Origin of the sequence: Actinospongiicola halichondriae, from assembly GCF_049103745.1 — a bacterium.
Lineage (GTDB): Bacteria > Actinomycetota > Acidimicrobiia > Acidimicrobiales > Salinilacustritrichaceae > Salinilacustrithrix > Salinilacustrithrix halichondriae.
This window is the reverse complement of the sequence record NZ_CP171622.1, coordinates 3574568-3591193: the sequence shown is the minus strand read 5'-3', so window position 1 is coordinate 3591193 and position 16626 is coordinate 3574568. Positions and strand designations below refer to the sequence as shown.

Annotated in this window: 15 protein-coding genes; 12 read left to right on the top strand and 3 right to left on the bottom strand. The window is 69.4% G+C overall.

The genetic code is table 11. The features are described from left to right. Positions 1 to 18 precede the first annotated feature (18 nt). From AB8619_RS17845 to AB8619_RS17835, 3 genes are all read left to right on the top strand, one after another. Positions 19 to 1179: a GDSL-type esterase/lipase family protein gene (locus tag AB8619_RS17845; RefSeq protein ID WP_436793975.1), complete on the top strand. Its 1161-nt coding sequence runs from the start codon at positions 19 to 21 to the stop codon at positions 1177 to 1179. A 153-nt stretch (positions 1180 to 1332) separates the two neighbouring features. Beyond that, a complete protein-coding gene (locus tag AB8619_RS17840; protein ID WP_436793974.1) occupies positions 1333 to 2871 on the top strand; it encodes an RNA polymerase sigma factor in 1539 nt (512 codons plus the stop codon). Positions 2872 to 3126: 255 nt separating this feature from the next. Beyond that, on the top strand, positions 3127 to 3891 hold the full coding sequence (locus AB8619_RS17835; protein WP_436793973.1) for a hypothetical protein: 765 nt from the start codon (positions 3127 to 3129) through the stop codon (positions 3889 to 3891). A 21-nt stretch (positions 3892 to 3912) separates the two neighbouring features. Here the strand turns inward: AB8619_RS17835 and AB8619_RS17830 are convergent, their stop codons facing one another. Together AB8619_RS17830 and AB8619_RS17825 are read right to left on the bottom strand one after the other, a co-directional pair. Beyond that, positions 3913 to 4974 (bottom strand): VOC family protein, encoded by a 1062-nt coding sequence (locus AB8619_RS17830; protein ID WP_436793972.1) that lies wholly within the window; start codon positions 4972 to 4974, stop codon positions 3913 to 3915. Continuing rightward, entirely contained in the window at positions 4971 to 5513 is a 543-nt protein-coding gene (locus AB8619_RS17825; RefSeq protein ID WP_436793971.1) for an RNA polymerase sigma factor, read from the bottom strand. The genes AB8619_RS17830 and AB8619_RS17825 overlap by 4 nt, the downstream gene beginning before the upstream one ends. 49 nt (positions 5514 to 5562) lie before the next feature. Between AB8619_RS17825 and AB8619_RS17820 the strand changes: the two genes are divergently transcribed. The 7 genes from AB8619_RS17820 (at position 5563) to purE (ending at position 13734) form a co-directional block, all read left to right on the top strand. Then, on the top strand, positions 5563 to 6561 hold the full coding sequence (locus AB8619_RS17820; protein ID WP_436793970.1) for a glycerophosphodiester phosphodiesterase family protein: 999 nt from the start codon (positions 5563 to 5565) through the stop codon (positions 6559 to 6561). Positions 6562 to 6606: 45 nt separating this feature from the next. After that, positions 6607 to 8127, top strand: a complete 1521-nt coding sequence (locus tag AB8619_RS17815) for an amidase (protein WP_436793969.1) — start codon at positions 6607 to 6609, stop codon at positions 8125 to 8127. 224 nt (positions 8128 to 8351) lie between these two features. Then, positions 8352 to 9242, top strand: a complete 891-nt coding sequence (locus tag AB8619_RS17810) for a hypothetical protein (protein ID WP_436793968.1) — start codon at positions 8352 to 8354, stop codon at positions 9240 to 9242. Positions 9243 to 9364: 122 nt separating this feature from the next. Continuing rightward, on the top strand, positions 9365 to 10522 hold the full coding sequence (locus AB8619_RS17805) for a mannosyltransferase family protein (protein ID WP_436793967.1): 1158 nt from the start codon (positions 9365 to 9367) through the stop codon (positions 10520 to 10522). 132 nt (positions 10523 to 10654) lie between these two features. Next, positions 10655 to 11935 (top strand): adenylosuccinate synthase, encoded by a 1281-nt coding sequence (locus tag AB8619_RS17800; protein ID WP_436793966.1) that lies wholly within the window; start codon positions 10655 to 10657, stop codon positions 11933 to 11935. Positions 11936 to 11999: 64 nt separating this feature from the next. Beyond that, complete coding sequence (purD, locus tag AB8619_RS17795) at positions 12000 to 13214, top strand: phosphoribosylamine--glycine ligase (protein ID WP_436793965.1); 1215 nt, start codon at positions 12000 to 12002, stop codon at positions 13212 to 13214. Positions 13215 to 13263: 49 nt separating this feature from the next. Next, entirely contained in the window at positions 13264 to 13734 is a 471-nt protein-coding gene (gene purE / locus AB8619_RS17790; RefSeq protein WP_436793964.1) for a 5-(carboxyamino)imidazole ribonucleotide mutase, read from the top strand. A gap of 5 nt (positions 13735 to 13739) precedes the next feature. Here the strand turns inward: purE and AB8619_RS17785 are convergent, their stop codons facing one another. Then, on the bottom strand, positions 13740 to 14012 hold the full coding sequence (locus tag AB8619_RS17785) for a hypothetical protein (protein WP_436793963.1): 273 nt from the start codon (positions 14010 to 14012) through the stop codon (positions 13740 to 13742). A 246-nt stretch (positions 14013 to 14258) separates the two neighbouring features. Between AB8619_RS17785 and purB the strand changes: the two genes are divergently transcribed. Both purB and AB8619_RS17775 read left to right on the top strand, forming a co-directional pair. Then, positions 14259 to 15632 carry an adenylosuccinate lyase gene (gene purB / locus AB8619_RS17780; protein ID WP_436796408.1) on the top strand — a complete coding sequence of 458 codons (1374 nt, stop codon included), beginning with the start codon at positions 14259 to 14261 and terminating at the stop codon, positions 15630 to 15632. A 106-nt stretch (positions 15633 to 15738) separates the two neighbouring features. Next, entirely contained in the window at positions 15739 to 16626 is an 888-nt protein-coding gene (locus tag AB8619_RS17775) for a phosphoribosylaminoimidazolesuccinocarboxamide synthase (protein WP_436793962.1), read from the top strand.

The window sequence follows — 16626 nt, the reverse complement described above, 5'->3', positions numbered from 1 at the left end:
CCACTCCAGGGGGATTTCATGCGCAAGGTCCTGCTCGCCACGGTCGCGGTCGCGGCGCTCGTCGTCTCGACGGCCGGTCCGGCCACCGCAGCGAAGGGTCGGAAGCGACCCCCGAAGAACCCGCCGCCGGTCGAGTTGCCGACGGCGATCGTGTCGCTGGGCGACTCGTACATCTCCGGTGAAGCCGGACGTTGGGACGGCAACAGCCCGAACAACGACGGCAGTCGCAGTGGCACCGATCGGGCGTGGACCGGCTCCGGGTACGACGTGGGCAGCGTCTACGTCGACGGGACCGACGCCAACGGCTGTCATCGCTCGGACGTCGCCGACATCCACACCACCGGCATCGCGGTCGACGCCTCGATCAACCTCGCATGCTCCGGTGCGGTGACCGCCAACGTCCGCGCCGGTGGCACGTCGCAGAACGGGTATGCCCCGCAGGCCGACCAACTCGCGGCGGTCGCTGCGACCCACGACGTCGAGATGGTCGTCCTGTCGATCGGGGGCAACGACCTCGGCTTCTCCGACATCATCATCAGCTGCACGACCGACTGGTTCACGAGCCCGTGGTGGTGGAAGAACACCTGCGCCGGGGACGAGCAGCCCAACGTCGATGCGAGGATGCCCGCGGCGATGGCCGGCGTGTCCGAATCGATCGACGACATCCGTTCCGCCCTGAGCGCAGCTGGGCAGGCGCCGGGGACCTACCGGCTCGTGCTCCGTTCGTACCCGTCGCCGATCCCGCGTGCGTCGGAGAACCGCTACCCGGAGTCCGGCTGGAGTCGCTGGGACGACGGCGGCTGTCCGTTCTGGAACAGCGACGCGAACTGGGCCCGCGACTCGCTCGTCCCCCAGATCAGCGACAACCTCCGCGCCGTCGCTGCGGCCGAGGGCGTCGAGTTCCTCGACATGCAGGATGCGATGCAGGGCCGTGAGGTCTGCTCGACCCAGCGCAGTCATGTGACGACGTCGCCGAACGAGGCCCAGCACGAGTGGGTCCGGTGGCTGAACACCGGATACAGCCAGGGCGATGCCCAGGAGTCGCTGCACCCCAACGCGTTCGGTCAGCGCGCTGCCGGCCGGTGTCTCGGACTGCTCGCCGCGCTTCCGGCGGGCCAGTACGCCTGCACGCCGACGGCGGGTGGGACGACGAACGACATGGCGGTCACGCCGATCTGACCCCGGCGGCTGCCCGCCGCGAAAAGTGTTCGGTCGCGGACCGCGGCCGCCTCTGACCACTGATGAGGATGGTGCGCGAGTCCGAACCCGATGGCACGGGCGGCCGCGCGCGCCCCGGGTACAGTCGCCGCCGATCGTCGGCGGGAGATCAGGGTGGAGACAGGGACAACAGACGCGGTTCTGGTCGAGCGGGCCAGGAGCGGTGATGACAGTGCGTTCGCCGACCTGTACGACCGCTGGTCGGATCGCGTGCACAGCCTGTGCACGCGGGTCCTCGACGGCGACGCGCACGAGGCGGGCGACGCCCTTCACGACACGTTCCTGGTCGCGTGGGACCGACTCGACCAGCTGCGGGACCCGGACCGCGTCGGACCGTGGCTGCTGGCGATCGCTCGGCACGAGTCGATCCGTCGGGGGAAGCGCCGTGCTCGAGCGAGACCGGTCGAGACCATGACCGACGTTGCCTCCACCGATGCCGAACCCGACGCGGGTGCCGACAGCGACGCGCTCTCGCGCGTCGTCTGGGACGCGGCCGCGAGCCTCAACTCGCGTGACAAGGCGCTCCTCGAGCTCAGCCTGGTGCAGCAGATCGAGGGGAGGGATCTCGCCAGCGCGGCGGGCGTCGACCACTCGCAGCTCCACGTCGTGCTGGCGCGGATGCGCGAGCACCTGGGTTCGGCCATCACCGCGCTCCATGTCGCGAGGACCGGCCGGACGGACTGCGCGACGCTCGCCGAACTGTTGGGTTCGTGGGACGGCGCGTTCTCGTCCGTCGTGCGCAAGCGGGTGGCGCGTCACCTCCGAGCGTGCGGCGTGTGCGACGAGCGGGGGAGGAGCGCCAACCCTCTGGTCCTCGGCCTCGCGCTCCCCCTCGCTCCGGCGCCGGCGGCCCTGCGCTCCCGAGTCATCTCCTCGATCGGCGATGCTCCGGCTCCCGGTGCCGGAGCGTTCGGCCACGACCCCGACGGGTTCCCGACCGAGCGGCGTGCGCGCCGACCTCTGCTCGGGGCGGCGGTGGCGGCGGTCATCGCACTGGTGATCACCGTGCTGGTCTTCGCCGGCGGCCAGGAGGAACGACGCCAGGTCGCCGCGGCCCCGACACCCGGCGCCACGACGTCGACGACCGATCGTCCCGAGCGCGATCCGGCCACGACGGGTGTCTCGACGACGACCACGGAGGAACCTGCGGAGACCACACCCGAATCCGAACCCGATGGCCTGGCGATCGGCGCGGCGTCGTCCGTGCCGAGCCAGACCGTGAGCCCGGGTCCAGCCCCTGTCCCGCCGGCGCCGAGCGAGACGACGACCACCACCACTTCGGCCCCGCCACCGCCGCCGGACAACGACGTGCCGGTGTTCGGGTCCGTCACGGTCACACCCGACACGATCCACGAGTCGGGCGGCTGCGGTCCCGAGGTGGTGACGGTGACCGCAGTGGTGACCGACGCGTCGCCGATGACGGTCACGGCGACGATGCACGTGCAGGGCGAGGTCGTGCGGACTCGACAGCTCACCTGGAACGGATCGACCTGGACCGGCTCGTTCGGACCGTTCGACTCGGGATCGGTGACCGGCGACAACAACGCCGTGTCGGCCGACATCCGTGTCACCGCCGTCGACCACCCTCCCGGTGCGGGCGGCCCGAACCAGACGCAGGACTCGGGGCACTACGTGCTGGTCAACGCCTGCTGAGTTGGTCGCTCGGCGGCGTCGATCTGTGGGGCGGCCGTCGCATGCCCCACCCGCTGCTGTCGGCAGTGATGCGATGCGGGTTCGTCACTCCGGGTTGCGATTCCACGCACCAGCGCGCGGAATCGCAGCCCAGAACGGGCTGCCGAGAGTGAGAGAAATCTCCCGAGAAAAGTGTTCGGTCTCCCGGGTCGGCCACCTCTACCCCTCGACAACGTCCACTCGGCCCAGCGGGTCGTGAATCGAGGAGTACGAGACATGCGAACCACCACCCTCCGCACCCTGACCCTGGCCGCCGCCCTCGTGGGCCTCGCTGCCTGCGGTTCGGCAGGCGACGACGACCAGGTGTCGGCGGACGGCGCCACCACGACCGTGGCAGTGACCGACGTCGACGCCACGGGTGCGACCGCCACGCCCGGGTCCGACGGAGCGAACGCCGACGGAGGGGACTCGGACCAGTCCGACAGGTCGTCCACGCAGTCGGGCACCGACACCGGCCAGCCGGACTCGAACCAGTCGGGTTCGGGGTCGTCCGACGCCGAACAGCCCGAAGCCGGTTCGTCAGACGACTCCGGTGACGCGCTCGACCCAGCCGACTCCGCCGACCCCGCCGGCTCCGCCGACGACGTCGTGGATCCCGAGCCGGAGCCCGAAGCCGACTACTCCGGCAACCCGTACTGGTCTCCCGGACTGGAGCACAAGGCGACGTACCGGGTGCCGGTCCACCGCGGCAGCGGCGATCCCATCGAACAGTGCCTCGCCAAGGGTGGCAACCCGTACTACAACCCCGATGCGCCCGGCGGCACCAACACGAGCTGCTCGACGGGCCGCAACGGCCGCTGGGACCACCCCGTCCCCGATTACGACCCCACCATCGGGGCGCTCGACACCGAGATCGAGTGCGCCTGGAAGGACGCAGAGCACGTCCGGTCGAAGTCGCTCAGCCAGGGCAAGCCATCCGTCCAGACGGGCTACAAGTGGATCGTCTACAACCCGTCCGAGCAGGTCTGCGGCTCCCGCTGATCCTGCCGTCCGTTGTCCGGCTCAGCCGTCGCCGCCAAGCCCATAGGTCCCGAAGCTCCAGATGTTCCCCTCGGGGTCCCGCACCGAGAACCCCATGCCGTCGGGGTCGTGGTCCGGGGCCTCCGGGGGGCGGATGACGGTGAGCCCGGCCGCCTGGCACCGCTCCCACACCGACTGGGGATCGGCGGTGACGACGTAGAGCGACTGGTCTCCGGGCGGGTGGGTGAAGACGTTGTCGGCGTCGTAGGTGCCGGCCTGGACGATCCCGCCCTCGGGCCAACGCAGCTGGCTGTGGACCACGGTCGTGTCGTCGGGACCGGTCACCACGATCTGTTCCTCGAAGCCGAAGGTGCCGACCAGGAACCGGATGCCGGCGAGGGCATCGGCGTAGAAGACCCCGGCCCAGATCCCCCCACCAGTGCCCGGAGCGTCGGCAGCCACGACCGTGTCGCCGGGCTGGGTGCCGACGACCTCGTAGCCCGTGCCCTCGGAGCGGGCGGCGTATTCGTCGAGGGTCACCGTCTCGATTTGTTGCGAGAGCATCCACCGATGGCCGAACGGGTCGACGAGTGTGCCGTGACGGGCACCGTGCGGCTGGTCCTCGGGCTCGGCGAGTGGAGTGGCACCGGAATCGACGGCACGGGCGAAGAGTTCGTCCACCGCCCCGACCTGCAGGTGCATCGCGAACGGCGTCCCGCCGAGCGACTGTGGGGAGACGACACCCATCGCCGGGTGCTCGTCGGACAGGTAGAAGACGGCGTCGCCGATGTGGAACTCGGCGTGTCCGACGATGCCGTCGTCGGTCACGACCCGCATCTGCTCGACCGCACCGAAGGCACGGGAGTACCAGTCGAGCGCCGCTGCAGCGTCGTGGGCGGTCAGGTAGGGGGTGACGGCCGAGGCGATGGTCGAGGTCGAGGTGGTCATGGTGTGCTTCCTCTCGGGAAGGTCGACGGGTGGCGGATCGGGGTCGAGATCGAGGGCCGCGACGAGTCGATCCCGCAGTTCGCGGGCGAAGCGTGGGCGGGGGTCCTGTCGCTCGGGCGGTGAGGCGAGGTCCTCGAAGGGGTCGTTCGTCGTCATCGTTCCCCTCCAGTCAGGTCGTCGTGGATGGATCGGAAGGCCTTGCGGGCTCGGACCAGCAGGACCTCGGTAGCTCCCTCGGTCCTGCCGAGGCACTCGGCGACCTGTCGCACGGGGAGTTCGTCGAGGTAGCGGAGGGTGAGCGCGCTGCGGTGGTGCGCCCCGAGACGGTCGAGCACGCGATGGGCGACGAGGAGGTCGATCCGGGCGTCCCACGGGTCGTCGTCCGGTGTCGGCTCCGACTCGACGGCGGCGAGCAACCGGTCGTCGCGTTCTCGGCGCCGCCAGTGGTCGACGAGCTTGTGACGGGCGACGCCGATGAGCCACGCGACGCTCAGGTCGGTGACGGTGCCGCGCTGCACCGCGTCGGTCGCGGCCAGGAACGTCTCCGACGTGAGGTCTTCGGCCACGGCGGCCGACCCGCAGCGCGACGCCAGGTAGCCGTAGACGTCGGGCATCGACGAGTCGAACAACTCGACGAGTCGTCGGCGCTGGTCGTCGTGGGCTGGTGCGGAACGGTCGCTCACTGTCCCCTCCATCGTCGCGACGACAGGAATCCCTACACCCCCGTGGGGCAAGCTCGCGCCGATGCGCCGCCTCCTCGTCTCCCTCGTCGTCGGTCTCGTCGTCCTCGCCGGTTGTGCCGGTGACGACGACGCTGCTCCCGACTCGACGTCCACCACCGCGGCAGACGCCACGACGACGTCAGTACCGCTGGCTCCGCCGACGGTCGACGAGTTGTTGGCGGGCGACCGCGTGCTCGACATCCCCCACGCCGGCGGCGACCAGGACTTCCCCCACTCGACCATGTACGCCTTCGCCGAGTCGGTGGCTGCCGGTGCCGACGTGCTCGAGTTCGACATCTGGACCACGGCCGACGACGTGGTGGTCGTGCATCACGACGCCGACACGGCGAAGACGACGCCGGAGTCGCTGGTGGTGGCCGAGACCGACCTCGCCACGTTGCAGGAACTCGACAAGGCCTACTGGTTCAGCCCCGAGTGCTGGCCGTGCCAGGACCGCCCGGAGGAGGAGTACGTCTTCCGCGGCATCCGTACCGGCGACGTCGCGCCGCCCGAGGGCTACACCCCGGACGACTTCCGGCTGGTCACGCTCGAGGAACTGAGCGAGCGGTTCCCCGAGATCCCCTTCGACATCGAGATCAAGGGCGAAGGCGACATCGGGGTGCGCAATGCCGAGGCGCTCGCCGCAGCGCTCGATGACCTGGGTCGCACCGACTCGACGGTGGTCGTCTCCTTCGACTCTGCCGTGATCGCCGCGTTCCACGAGGCCGCCCCAGACGTCGCGACCAGCCCCGGCGTGGCCGAGATGACGGCGTGGTTGCTCGAGGGTGAGCCGCTGGCCGCGCACCATCGGGTGGTCCAGGTGCCGCCGGTGTACAGCGGCGTCGAGGTCCTCACCGAGGAGAGCATCGCTCGTGCCCATGCCGACGGGCTGGCGATCTGGGTCTGGATGGACACGCCGTCCGAGCAGGAGAACGAGGACTTCTACCGGACCCTGGTGGCGATGGACATCGACGGCATCATCGCCGGCCGCCCCGGAGCCGCCCGGCGCGCCATCGACTGAGGGCGATCGGCTGACCCGTCGGAGCCGGGTGGCAAGATGCCCGGCATGTCCGAATCCGTGAACGACACCTGGACCGGCGACGCATGTTCGCTCGTCGACGCCTTCCGCTCGGGGGAGCGCAGCCCGGCCGAGGAGCTCGACGCCACGCTGGCGGCCATCGAGGCCAGCGACCTCAACTGCTTCTCGTTCGTCGATCCTGAGCGTGCGCGCGCCGCAGCCGAGGCGGCCGACGTGAGCCGGCCCTTCGGCGGCGTCCCGACGGGGATCAAGGAACTCGAGGCGGTGGCCGGCTGGCCCCACACCGAGGCCTCGCTCGTCTTCAAGGACCGGGTGGCGACCCACACCAGCGTCGCCACCGAGCGACTGCTCGACGAAGGCGGTGCCGTACCGGTCGGTCTCACCACGGCCAGTGAGTTCGGTGGCCTCAACGTCAGCGTCACCAAGCTCAACGGGGTCGCGCACAACCCGTGGCGTCACGGTCGCACCGTGGGCGGATCGTCGGGAGGCTCCGCCGCTGCGGTGGCGGGCGGACTCGTCAGCCTCGCCAGTGGTGGCGACGGCGGCGGCTCCATCCGGATCCCCGCCGGCTACACCGGTCTGCTCGGGATGAAGGGCACGTTCGGTCGGACACCGCGCAGCCCCGGCGCCTACATGCGCCCGCATACGGTCGTGCTGGGGAACCTGGCCCGCTCGGTCCGTGACGCCGCTCGGTTCTACGACGTGATCACCGGACCCGACGGCGCCGACCCGACCACCCTGCCGAAGCACACCAGCTTCGAGGCCGGTCTGGGAAGCCACGACCTGAAGGGCAAGCGGGTGACCATCGTCCCGGCGCTCGGCGGCGTGACGCTGGAGCCCGGTGTCGAGGCGCAGATCCGCTCGCAGGCGGAGGCCCTGATCGCCGACACGGGCATGGTGCTCGTCGACCGCGCCGTCGAGCCACCGAACCTGACGGCGCAGTGGGCGATGGGCAACCTGGCCACGCTGCTCGCGGATCTCGGCGACCGCTGGCCCGCGTGTGCTGACGAGATGACCGAAGAGGTCGCCATGGGGTTGCGCCTGGCCACCGGCGTCTACAACCTGCACACTGCGGCAGCGGCCGAGAAGATGCGGGTGGCGGCCAACGAAGAGATGGCGCGGGTGTTCGACGACGTCGACTTCATCATCGCCGCCACCAACCCCGGCCCGGCCTTTCCCGCCGACTGGACCACATCGAGCCCCACCGACAGCTTCATCGAGTGGGCGCAGTCGAACACGGCAGCCAAGTGGGTCTACCGCGGCTTGCTCGGCACGGTCCGGACCGCCGCGGGTCTTGCCCCGAGCGCGCCGAGTCGCCTGCTCGACTTCGCGTCCAAGCAGTTCCCCGACCTCATCGGGATGGGTGCGCTGACGATCATCTCCAACATCTACGGGAACCCGGCGGTGTCGATCCCGGCCGGTACCGTCGACGGACTCCCGGTCGGCATGCAGGTGCTCGGTCGTCATCACGAAGACGCCCTGCTCTTCGACGTCGCACTGGCCGTCGAACGTGCGCGGCCATGGCCGCTGGTGGCCATGCCTTCATGAATCGTTGAACACGTTCCGTGGGGGTTGCCGCACGGAACGTGTCAGCTTCGGCGCTCGATCACCCGACGCGCCGAGATCTGCGATCGTGAACCCGAAGAGTCGGCAGCGCGCGCAATGTTCGAAGTGCCGTTTCTCGCGGGATGAACGTACGGTTGGGTCGAGAAGTGACCATCAGGCGCGCCGAGACAGCACACGGCGGAGTACGAGCGGAGCGGGTAGTACCGATGAACAGACATCTCAGGCAGAAGTTGGTTGCCGGGGTCGGCGGCCTCAGCATCCTCCTCGGCGCATTCCTGGTGTTCGCACCGGGCGCCGGTGCCGATCCACAGTTCGACGAGACGCTGTTCGACTCGCACCTCAAGGACTCACATCACGGCGCGTTGGCCTCGACGTACGGCAACCAGGAGAAGGACTGCGCCGACTGGGTGGACGGCGACGGCACGACCAGCTGGCACTTCGTCCTCCAGGGCGATGCCGAGTTCGAGGAGCTCTGGGTGCAGTTCGACACCGAGGTTGACCCTCGCGGTCCGCTGACGCCGGGTGCGGGCTTCATCGCTCACCCCAATGCCCAGCACGCGTACGTCGAGACGACCGGTGATGCCACGCTCGTCGACGCCGTCGCCAACATCTCGGGCACGGACCCGGACTTCAACCTGAGTCACGTCTGCACGCCGACCGAGACGACTTCGTCGACCACGACGCCGTCCACGACGACGCCGTCCACGACGACGCCGTCCACGACGACGCCGTCCACGACGACTCCGTCCACGACGACTCCGTCCACGACGACGCCGTCCACGACGACGCCGTCCACGACGACTCCGTCCACGACGACTCCGTCCACGACGACTCCGTCGACCACGACTCCGTCGACCACGACTCCGTCGACCACGACCCCTGAAGACGAGGTCATCAGCGACAACGTCACGACCACCACGGTCGCCGACGCCACCACGACCACCGGACCCGTTGTCCTCGACAACACCGTCAACCGGTCGCAGGCGCTGGCGAAGACCGGCAGCGAGCCCCGCAACCTGGCCGGTGTCGGCATCGCCTTCATGGTCCTCGGTGCGATCATCGTCGGCGGCAGCCGCCGGCAGCTCGCCGACGGCTGAGCAAGTCGACTCCTCGCCGGCACGAGCCGGCGATGACGTGAACTGCTGAAGATCCGGCCGCCGTTGCGGCCGGATCTTCGCGTTCGGGCCCACCTGCGGCGATGGTCGGTACGATCCGGCCCGTGACCACCGCGGAGCGTCCGAGCGAACCGGCCGTCCGCAAGGTGTCGGTGGAGGACCGTCGTCGGCTGCGCCAGGTCGTCCGTGACGTGACCCTGTTCCGGGTCGTGTTCCTGGCGATGGGCTGGTTGTCGGTCTGGATGCTCGTCCCCGACAACGTCCGCCCCGACTTCGATCTCGACCTCTGGCATCGCTGGGATGCCATCCACTACACCGCGATCGCGCAGTGGGGCTACGCCGACTTCGTCGCCCAGGGCAACGGCCCCGGATTCCTCCCCGGCTACCCGATCGCGATCCGTGTCGTGGCCTGGATCCCCGGCGTCGGAGCCCTGGTGGCCGCGATGGCCCTCGCCTTCGTCGGCACGATCGCCGCAGCGTTCTTCCTCCACAAGCTGGCCGAGCACGACGGGCACTCCGGCGACCGGGCCGTCCTGGCCATGCTCCTGTTCCCGTCGGCGGTGTTCCTCGTCGCCCCCTACAGCGAGGCGCTGTTCCTCGCCGTCGCCATCCCCGCCTTCTACTTCGCCCGCACACAGCGTCCCTGGTACGCCGTCCCGCTGGTGTTCGCGGCCTGCCTGCTCCGCCCGGTCGGCCCGTTCCTCGCGTTCGGCGTCATGGTGCAGGTGATGCAGGGTCGCTGGTCACTGGCGGGCCTGCGCTCCCGCCTGGCGGTGCTCGTCGCCATGGGTGTGGCCGCCGTCGCCCCGCTCGCCGCGCACGGGATCTACCTGCGCGAACGGACCGGTACGTACTTCTCGTACTTCGAGGCCCAGGAGCGGATCTCGAGTCGCGGGTTCGCCAACCCGGTCGACGCGTTCTTGACCACGGCCGACTGGGATCGCACCGGCGTCCCGGCGAGCTATCTCGTCGCCCAGCAGCTCGAGGTCCTCTTCGTGGGTCTCGGCCTCGGAGTCCTGGTGTGGCTGGGACTACGGCGCGAGTGGGGGTACGCCGCCTACGTGGGATCGACGTTGGCGAGCGTGATGTTCTCCGAGTTCTACCTCAGCGTCCCCCGGCTCTCGCTCTCGCTGTTCCCCTTCCTGTTCGTGATCGCCGACCTCGCCGACCGGCCGGGATGGCGCGAACGCCTGTTCCCGGTCATGGGATGCCTGTCGATGTTGGGCGTCGTGATCTTCACCCAGCACCTGTACTTCGTCTGACTCCACGCGTTCGATGTCGTGGTGCGGGCCGCGTCTCGCCTACCGTGTGACAACGGCTCTCCGAGGGGGAGCTGGCCCGACGTTCTCGGGCCGTCGAGCCGTTCAGATCGCAGCCAGCAAGGAGCGCCGCAGATGCCGGCCACCATCGTCGTGGGCACCCAATGGGGTGATGAGGGCAAGGGGCGCTTCGTCGACCTCTTCGCCAAGGAGATGTCGATGGTGGTGCGCTACCAGGGCGGCCACAACGCCGGCCACACCATCGTGGTCGACGGCGAGTCGTTCGCCCTCCAGCTCATCCCGTCGGGCGTGCTCTACGACCACATCACGCCGGTCATCGGCAACGGTGTCGTCGTCGATCCCAAGGTCATGCTCGCCGAGATCGCGATGCTCGAGTCCCGCGGCGTCAACTGCGACAAGCTGCGACTGTCGGGCAACGCCCATCTGATCTTCCCGTACCACCAGCTCCTCGACCGGATGACCGAGCGCTGGCTCGGCCGCAACAAGCTCGGCACGACCAAGCGGGGCATCGGGCCTGCGTACGCCGACAAGGCGTCGCGCGTCGGCATCCGGGTGCAGGACCTCTACGACGAGAAGATCTTCCGCGAGAAGCTGCGCGTGGTCCTGCGCGAGACGAACCCCGTGCTCGCCAAGGTCTACAACCAGCTCCCCGTCGACGAGGAGGAGATCGCCGAGACGTACCTCGGGACCTTCCGCGACGCGATCGAGCCCTACGTCGCCGACACCGTCAACCTCGTCCACGAGGGTCTCGAGCGGGGCGAACACATCCTCTTCGAGGGTGCGCAGGCCACCTTCCTCGACCTCGACCACGGCACCTATCCGTACGTGACCTCGTCGAACCCGATCGCCGGCGGCGCCACCGTCGGCGCCGGTATCGGTCCGCGCCACGTCGACCGCGTGGTCGGCGTCGCCAAGGCGTACCTCACCCGTGTCGGCTCCGGTCCCTTCCCGACCGAGCTCTTCGGCGAGGTCGGCGACAAGATCGTCGACATCGGCCACGAGTACGGCGTCAACACCAAGCGTCGTCGTCGTCCCGGTTGGTTCGACGCGGTGATGATGCGCCACGCGGTGCGCCTCAACTCGCTGTCCGAGTTGGCCATCACCAAACTCGACGTGCTCGACACCTTCGACACCATCAAGGTGTGCGTCGCCTACGAGCTCGACGGCAAGCGCATCGACCGGATGCCCGACAACCAGTCGATCATCCACAAGTGCACGCCCATCTACGAAGAGCTGCCGGGCTGGAACACCGACGTGACCGCGTCGACCGAGCCCCACCATCTACCGGACAACGCGAAGCGCTACGTCGAGTTCCTCGAGGCGCAGTGTGGCGTCCCGATCTCCCTCCTCGGGGTCGGACCCAGTCGCGACCAGTACGTCCAACTCGCTAGCTGAGAAATCCCGTTCCTCGCTCACACGGGGTGGGAGTCTGCGACGAGATTTTCGTAGGGTCGGGCCGATGAAGGTCGTCGTGGTCGGATCGGGTGGGCGTGAGCACGCCCTGGTGTCGGTGCTGAGCCGAACGGCCGAGGTCGTCATCACGCCGGGAAGTCCGGGGATCCCCGGCTCGGTCGACACGCCGCCCGAAGAACTCGATGCCGACCTGTTCGTGATCGGACCCGAGGCCCCGCTGGTCGACGGTCTGGCCGATCGACTCCGGGCCCAGGGCAAGTCGGTCTTCGGTCCGGGAGCCGACGGCGCCCAGATGGAGGGCTCGAAGGCGTGGATGAAGGAGGTCGTCGCGGCGGCCGGCGTCCCCACGGCCCGCTACGGCGCATTCGACCAGGTCGAACCTGCGCTCGACTTCCTCCGGAGCCTCCCCGGTCCCTATGTCGTCAAGACCGACGGCCTCGCCGCCGGCAAGGGTGTGCTCGTCACCGCAGACCTGGTCGAGGCCGAGGACGACGTGCGGGCCAAGCTCGCCGGCGATGCGTTCGGTTCGGCCGGGCACACCGTCGTCATCGAGGAGTTCCTCGACGGGCCCGAACTGAGCATCCTCGCGGTGTGTGACGGTCACAAGGCCGTCGCGCTCGCCCCGGCGCAGGACTTCAAGCGCGTCGGCGACGACGACACCGGCCCCAACACCGGTGGCATGGGTGCGTATTCGCCGGTGCCGAGTGTCGACGACGACATGGTGCAGGCCGTGCTCGACGACTTCGTGGCCCCGACCCTCGCCGAACTCCGACGCCGGGGAATCGACTACCGCGGCACCTTGTACGCCGGGCTCATGCTCACCGACGACGGCCCCAAGCTGATCGAGTACAACGCTCGCTTCGGTGATCCCGAGTCGCAGGTCGTCCTGCCCCGGATCACCAGTGATCTCGCCCGCCTGTTGGCCGAGGCCGCTGCGGGGTCGATCGAGCACGAACCGACCTTCACGGACGATGCCTGCGTGACCGTGGCCTGCGCGTCGGCCCTGTATCCCGCGACCCCACGGGTCGGGGACGTGATCCGGGGCCATGTCGCAGCCGGCGACCTCGACGGCGTCCAGGTGTTCTTCGCCGGCGTGCGAGCCGAGGGCGACGACCTCGTCACCTCCGGCGGCCGGGTGCTCTACGTGACCGGTACCGCTCCCACCATCGAGGCCGCACGGGCCAAGGCCTACGAGGGTGTGGAGCGCATCACCTGGGACGGCATGCACCATCGCAGCGACATCGCCGCCGACCCGACCTGACACATCCTTCGATCATCCCTTCGAACCAACGAATCACAGGAGACACACCGTGGCCCCTTCCACCACCCGCAAGGTCGCCGTCCTCATGGGCTCGCCCCGTGACATGGACAAGATGACGCCAGCGAAGGACACGCTCGAGGCCTTCGGCATCGAGGCCGACGTCCGAGTGCTCTCGGCGCATCGCAACCCGGCCGAGGTCACCGCGCTGGCGACGAACGCCCGCGACGAGGGCTACTCGGCGTTCATCTGTGGTGCGGGCATGGCGGCACACCTCGCCGGTGTGGTCGCGGCGCACACGACGCTCCCGGTCGTGGGCGTGCCGCTCTCGGGCGGGATCTCCGACGGCCTCGACGCGTTGCTCGCCACCGTCCAGATGCCCAAGGGCATCCCGGTCGCGACCGTGGCCGTCAACGGCTCGCTGAACGCGGCGCTGCTGGTGGTCCAGATGCTGGGCATCGACGACGCCGACCTCGCGGCCAAGATCGTCGAAGACCGCGACGCTCGAGCCGCCGCTCAGTAGTCCGGTCAGATCGCGCCGACGTCCCAACGGGAGGCGTTGAGTGACACCCAGGCCCGCTGGCCCGCCTCGGTGAGGTCGACGGCGGTCGCCGCGGCCTCCTGGGCTGCGACGGCCTCCGCTGCGGCGGTTGCGTCCGCTCGGGCTCGCTCGTGCATCTTCGTGGCCTTCGCGGTGGCGCGGCGTTCCCGCCGGCTGGGCCGCACCTTCTTCGAGCCACGGACGCCGGATCGCTTCAGCGCGCAGTTGATGCACAGCGGCCGGGCGTTGGCTCCGTTCACGTAGACGAGGCAGTTCTCGCAGAACGCGTCACCGCATTGGCGGCACTCGTCCTCTGACTGGTCCCATCGGTGGCGTTGGCAGTTCGGAATCATCGGTCCTCCCGTGATCTCTTGCTTCGGCACGATCACGAGATCGCTTGAGAGAAATGTCCGCCGGACCCCCCGCCTTGCCAGACTGTCGACGTGTCCGATCAGGCTGCCAACGTCGTCCCCAACGTCCTGGCCAGCAGGTACGCCAGCGCGGACATGGTCCGGATCTGGTCGCCGGAGCACAAGGTCGTGCTCGAGCGTCGACTCTGGATCGCCGTGCTCGAGGCGCAGGTCGCCGCCGGCCTCGACGTGCCCGAGGAGGCGATCGCCGACTACGAGGCCGCGGTCGACAAGGTCGACTTGGCGTCGATCGAAGCGCGCGAACGCGTCACCAAGCACGATGTCAAGGCCCGCATCGAGGAGTTCTCGGCGCTCGCCGGCCACGAGCTGATCCACGCCGGGATGACCTCGCGCGACCTGACCGAGAACGTCGAGCAGCTCCAGATCCGGGCGGCCATGGAGCTGACCCGCGACCGGACCGTGGCCACGCTCTCGGCCCTGGCCCGACTGGCGACCGAGTACGCCGACCAGCCGATGGCCGCCCGCAGCCACAACGTCGCGGCGCAGGTGACCACGCTCGGCAAGCGGTTCGCTGTCGCCGGCGAGGAGCTCCTGGTTGCCTTCGACCGGCTCGACTCGCTGCTGGGGCGCTACCCGTTGCGGGGGATCAAGGGCCCGGTCGGGACCCAGACCGATCAGCTCGACCTCCTCGGCTCGGGCGACGCAGTCGACGCCGTCGAGGCCGCCGTCGCAGCGCACCTGGGGTTCGAGCGGACCTTCACCAACGTCGGGCAGGTGTACCCGCGCTCGCTCGACCTCGAGGTCGTCGGTGCGCTCGTGCAGCTCGCCTCCGGGCCGTCGTCGCTCGCCACCACGATCCGGCTGATGGCCGGCCAGGAGCTGGCGACCGAGGGCTTCCTCCCGGGCCAGGTCGGCTCGTCGGCCATGCCCCACAAGATGAACTCGCGCAGCTGCGAGCGGGTCTGTGGCCTCAAGCACGTGCTCGCCGGTCATCAGGCGATGGTCACGTCGTTGGCCGGCGACCAGTGGAACGAGGGCGACGTGTCGTGCTCCGTCGTCCGCCGCGTCGCGCTGCCTGATGCGTTCCTGGCGATGGACGGCCTGTTCGAGACATTCCTCACGGTGCTGCAGGGCTTCGGTGCCTACCCGGCGGTCATCCAGGCCGAACTCGACCGCTACCTGCCGTTCCTCGCCACCTCCAAGGTCCTCATGGCGTCGGTGCGCGCCGGGGCCGGACGCGAGGAGGCGCACGAGGCCATCAAGGAACACGCCGTCGCCGTGGCGCTCGCCATGCGCGAAGAGGGTCAGGCCACCAACGACCTGGTCGACCGTCTGGGCGCCGACGACCGTCTGCCCATCGACCGCGAGGCGCTGGCCGCGGCGATTGCCGACCCCATGGCCGTCGCCGGCCGTGCCGTGGCGCAGGTCGCGTCGTTCGCCGAGCAGGTCGCCGCCGTCGCCGAACGATTCCCCGACGCCGCGGCCTACACCCCCGGCGACATCCTCTAGGCATCACCGAACTCGACGTCGAGGGCGTCGGCCCCCGACGACCATGACGTCGAGAATCGGGGTTCGGGTTCGGTGGACGGCGCGCGACGCGCAAGAATTCAAGGCGATGAGCATCGACCTCCCCCTCCTCAACACCGGCAAGGTCCGCGGCATCTACGACGCCGGCGACGACAAGCTGCTGATGGTCACGTCCGACCGGATCTCGGCGTTCGATGTCGTGATGGACCAGACGATCCCCGACAAAGGTCGCGTCCTGACCGCCATGTCGGCGCACTGGTTCGACCTGTTGACCGACGTGGCGCCCAACCACCTCATCTCGACCGACGTGGCCGACTTCCCCGAGGGCGCACGCGACGACGATCTCGTCGGCCGCTCGATGCTCACCCACAAGGCCGACATGTTGCCGATCGAGTGCATCGTGCGTGGCTACATCACCGGGTCTGCGTGGAAGGAGTACAAGGCCGACGGCACCATGCACGGTGCCGAGATGCCTGCGGATCTCCGGGAGAGCGACAAGCTGCCCGAGCCCGTGTTCACGCCGTCGACCAAGGCCGAGATCGGCGACCACGACGAGAACATCGACTTCGCCGCCGCCATCGACCTGGTGGGCAAGGACGTGGCTGAGAAGGCCCGCGACATCGCGCTCGCTGCGTACCAGAAGGGTGCCGACTGGGCGCGCGAGCGGGGGATCATCATCGCCGACACCAAGTTCGAGCTCGGTTGGATCGACGGCGAACTGGCGATCTGTGACGAGGTGCTCACGCCCGACTCGTCTCGCTTCTGGCCGGCCGCCGACTGGGAACCGGGCGCCACGCCGCCCAGCTTCGACAAGCAGCCGCTGCGTGACTGGCTGTCGGCGATCGACGGCTGGGACAAGACCCCGCCGCCGCCCACGCTTCCCGACGACGTGATCGCCGCCACCTCGGCTCGCTACCGCGAGGGCTACGAGCGGATCACCGGAAAGACCCTGGCCGAGTGGCCCGGGGGCGCGTGA

What these genes read in the sequence shown, in the direction of transcription:
- AB8619_RS17820 (WP_436793970.1), top strand. Translation starts at nt 5,563, where the DNA reads ATGCGCCGCCTCCTCGTCTCCCTCGTCGTCGGTCTCGTCGTCCTCGCC.
- AB8619_RS17835 (WP_436793973.1), top strand. Translation starts at nt 3,127, where the DNA reads ATGCGAACCACCACCCTCCGCACCCTGACCCTGGCCGCCGCCCTCGTG.
- AB8619_RS17845 (WP_436793975.1), top strand. Translation starts at nt 19, where the DNA reads ATGCGCAAGGTCCTGCTCGCCACGGTCGCGGTCGCGGCGCTCGTCGTC.
- AB8619_RS17810 (WP_436793968.1), top strand. Translation starts at nt 8,352, where the DNA reads ATGAACAGACATCTCAGGCAGAAGTTGGTTGCCGGGGTCGGCGGCCTC.
- AB8619_RS17825 (WP_436793971.1), bottom strand. Translation starts at nt 5,513, where the DNA reads ATGGAGGGGACAGTGAGCGACCGTTCCGCACCAGCCCACGACGACCAG.
- AB8619_RS17800 (WP_436793966.1), top strand. Translation starts at nt 10,655, where the DNA reads ATGCCGGCCACCATCGTCGTGGGCACCCAATGGGGTGATGAGGGCAAG.
- purD (WP_436793965.1), top strand. Translation starts at nt 12,000, where the DNA reads ATGAAGGTCGTCGTGGTCGGATCGGGTGGGCGTGAGCACGCCCTGGTG.
- purB (WP_436796408.1), top strand. Translation starts at nt 14,259, where the DNA reads ATGGTCCGGATCTGGTCGCCGGAGCACAAGGTCGTGCTCGAGCGTCGA.
- AB8619_RS17815 (WP_436793969.1), top strand. Translation starts at nt 6,607, where the DNA reads ATGTCCGAATCCGTGAACGACACCTGGACCGGCGACGCATGTTCGCTC.
- AB8619_RS17830 (WP_436793972.1), bottom strand. Translation starts at nt 4,974, where the DNA reads ATGACGACGAACGACCCCTTCGAGGACCTCGCCTCACCGCCCGAGCGA.
- AB8619_RS17775 (WP_436793962.1), top strand. Translation starts at nt 15,739, where the DNA reads ATGAGCATCGACCTCCCCCTCCTCAACACCGGCAAGGTCCGCGGCATC.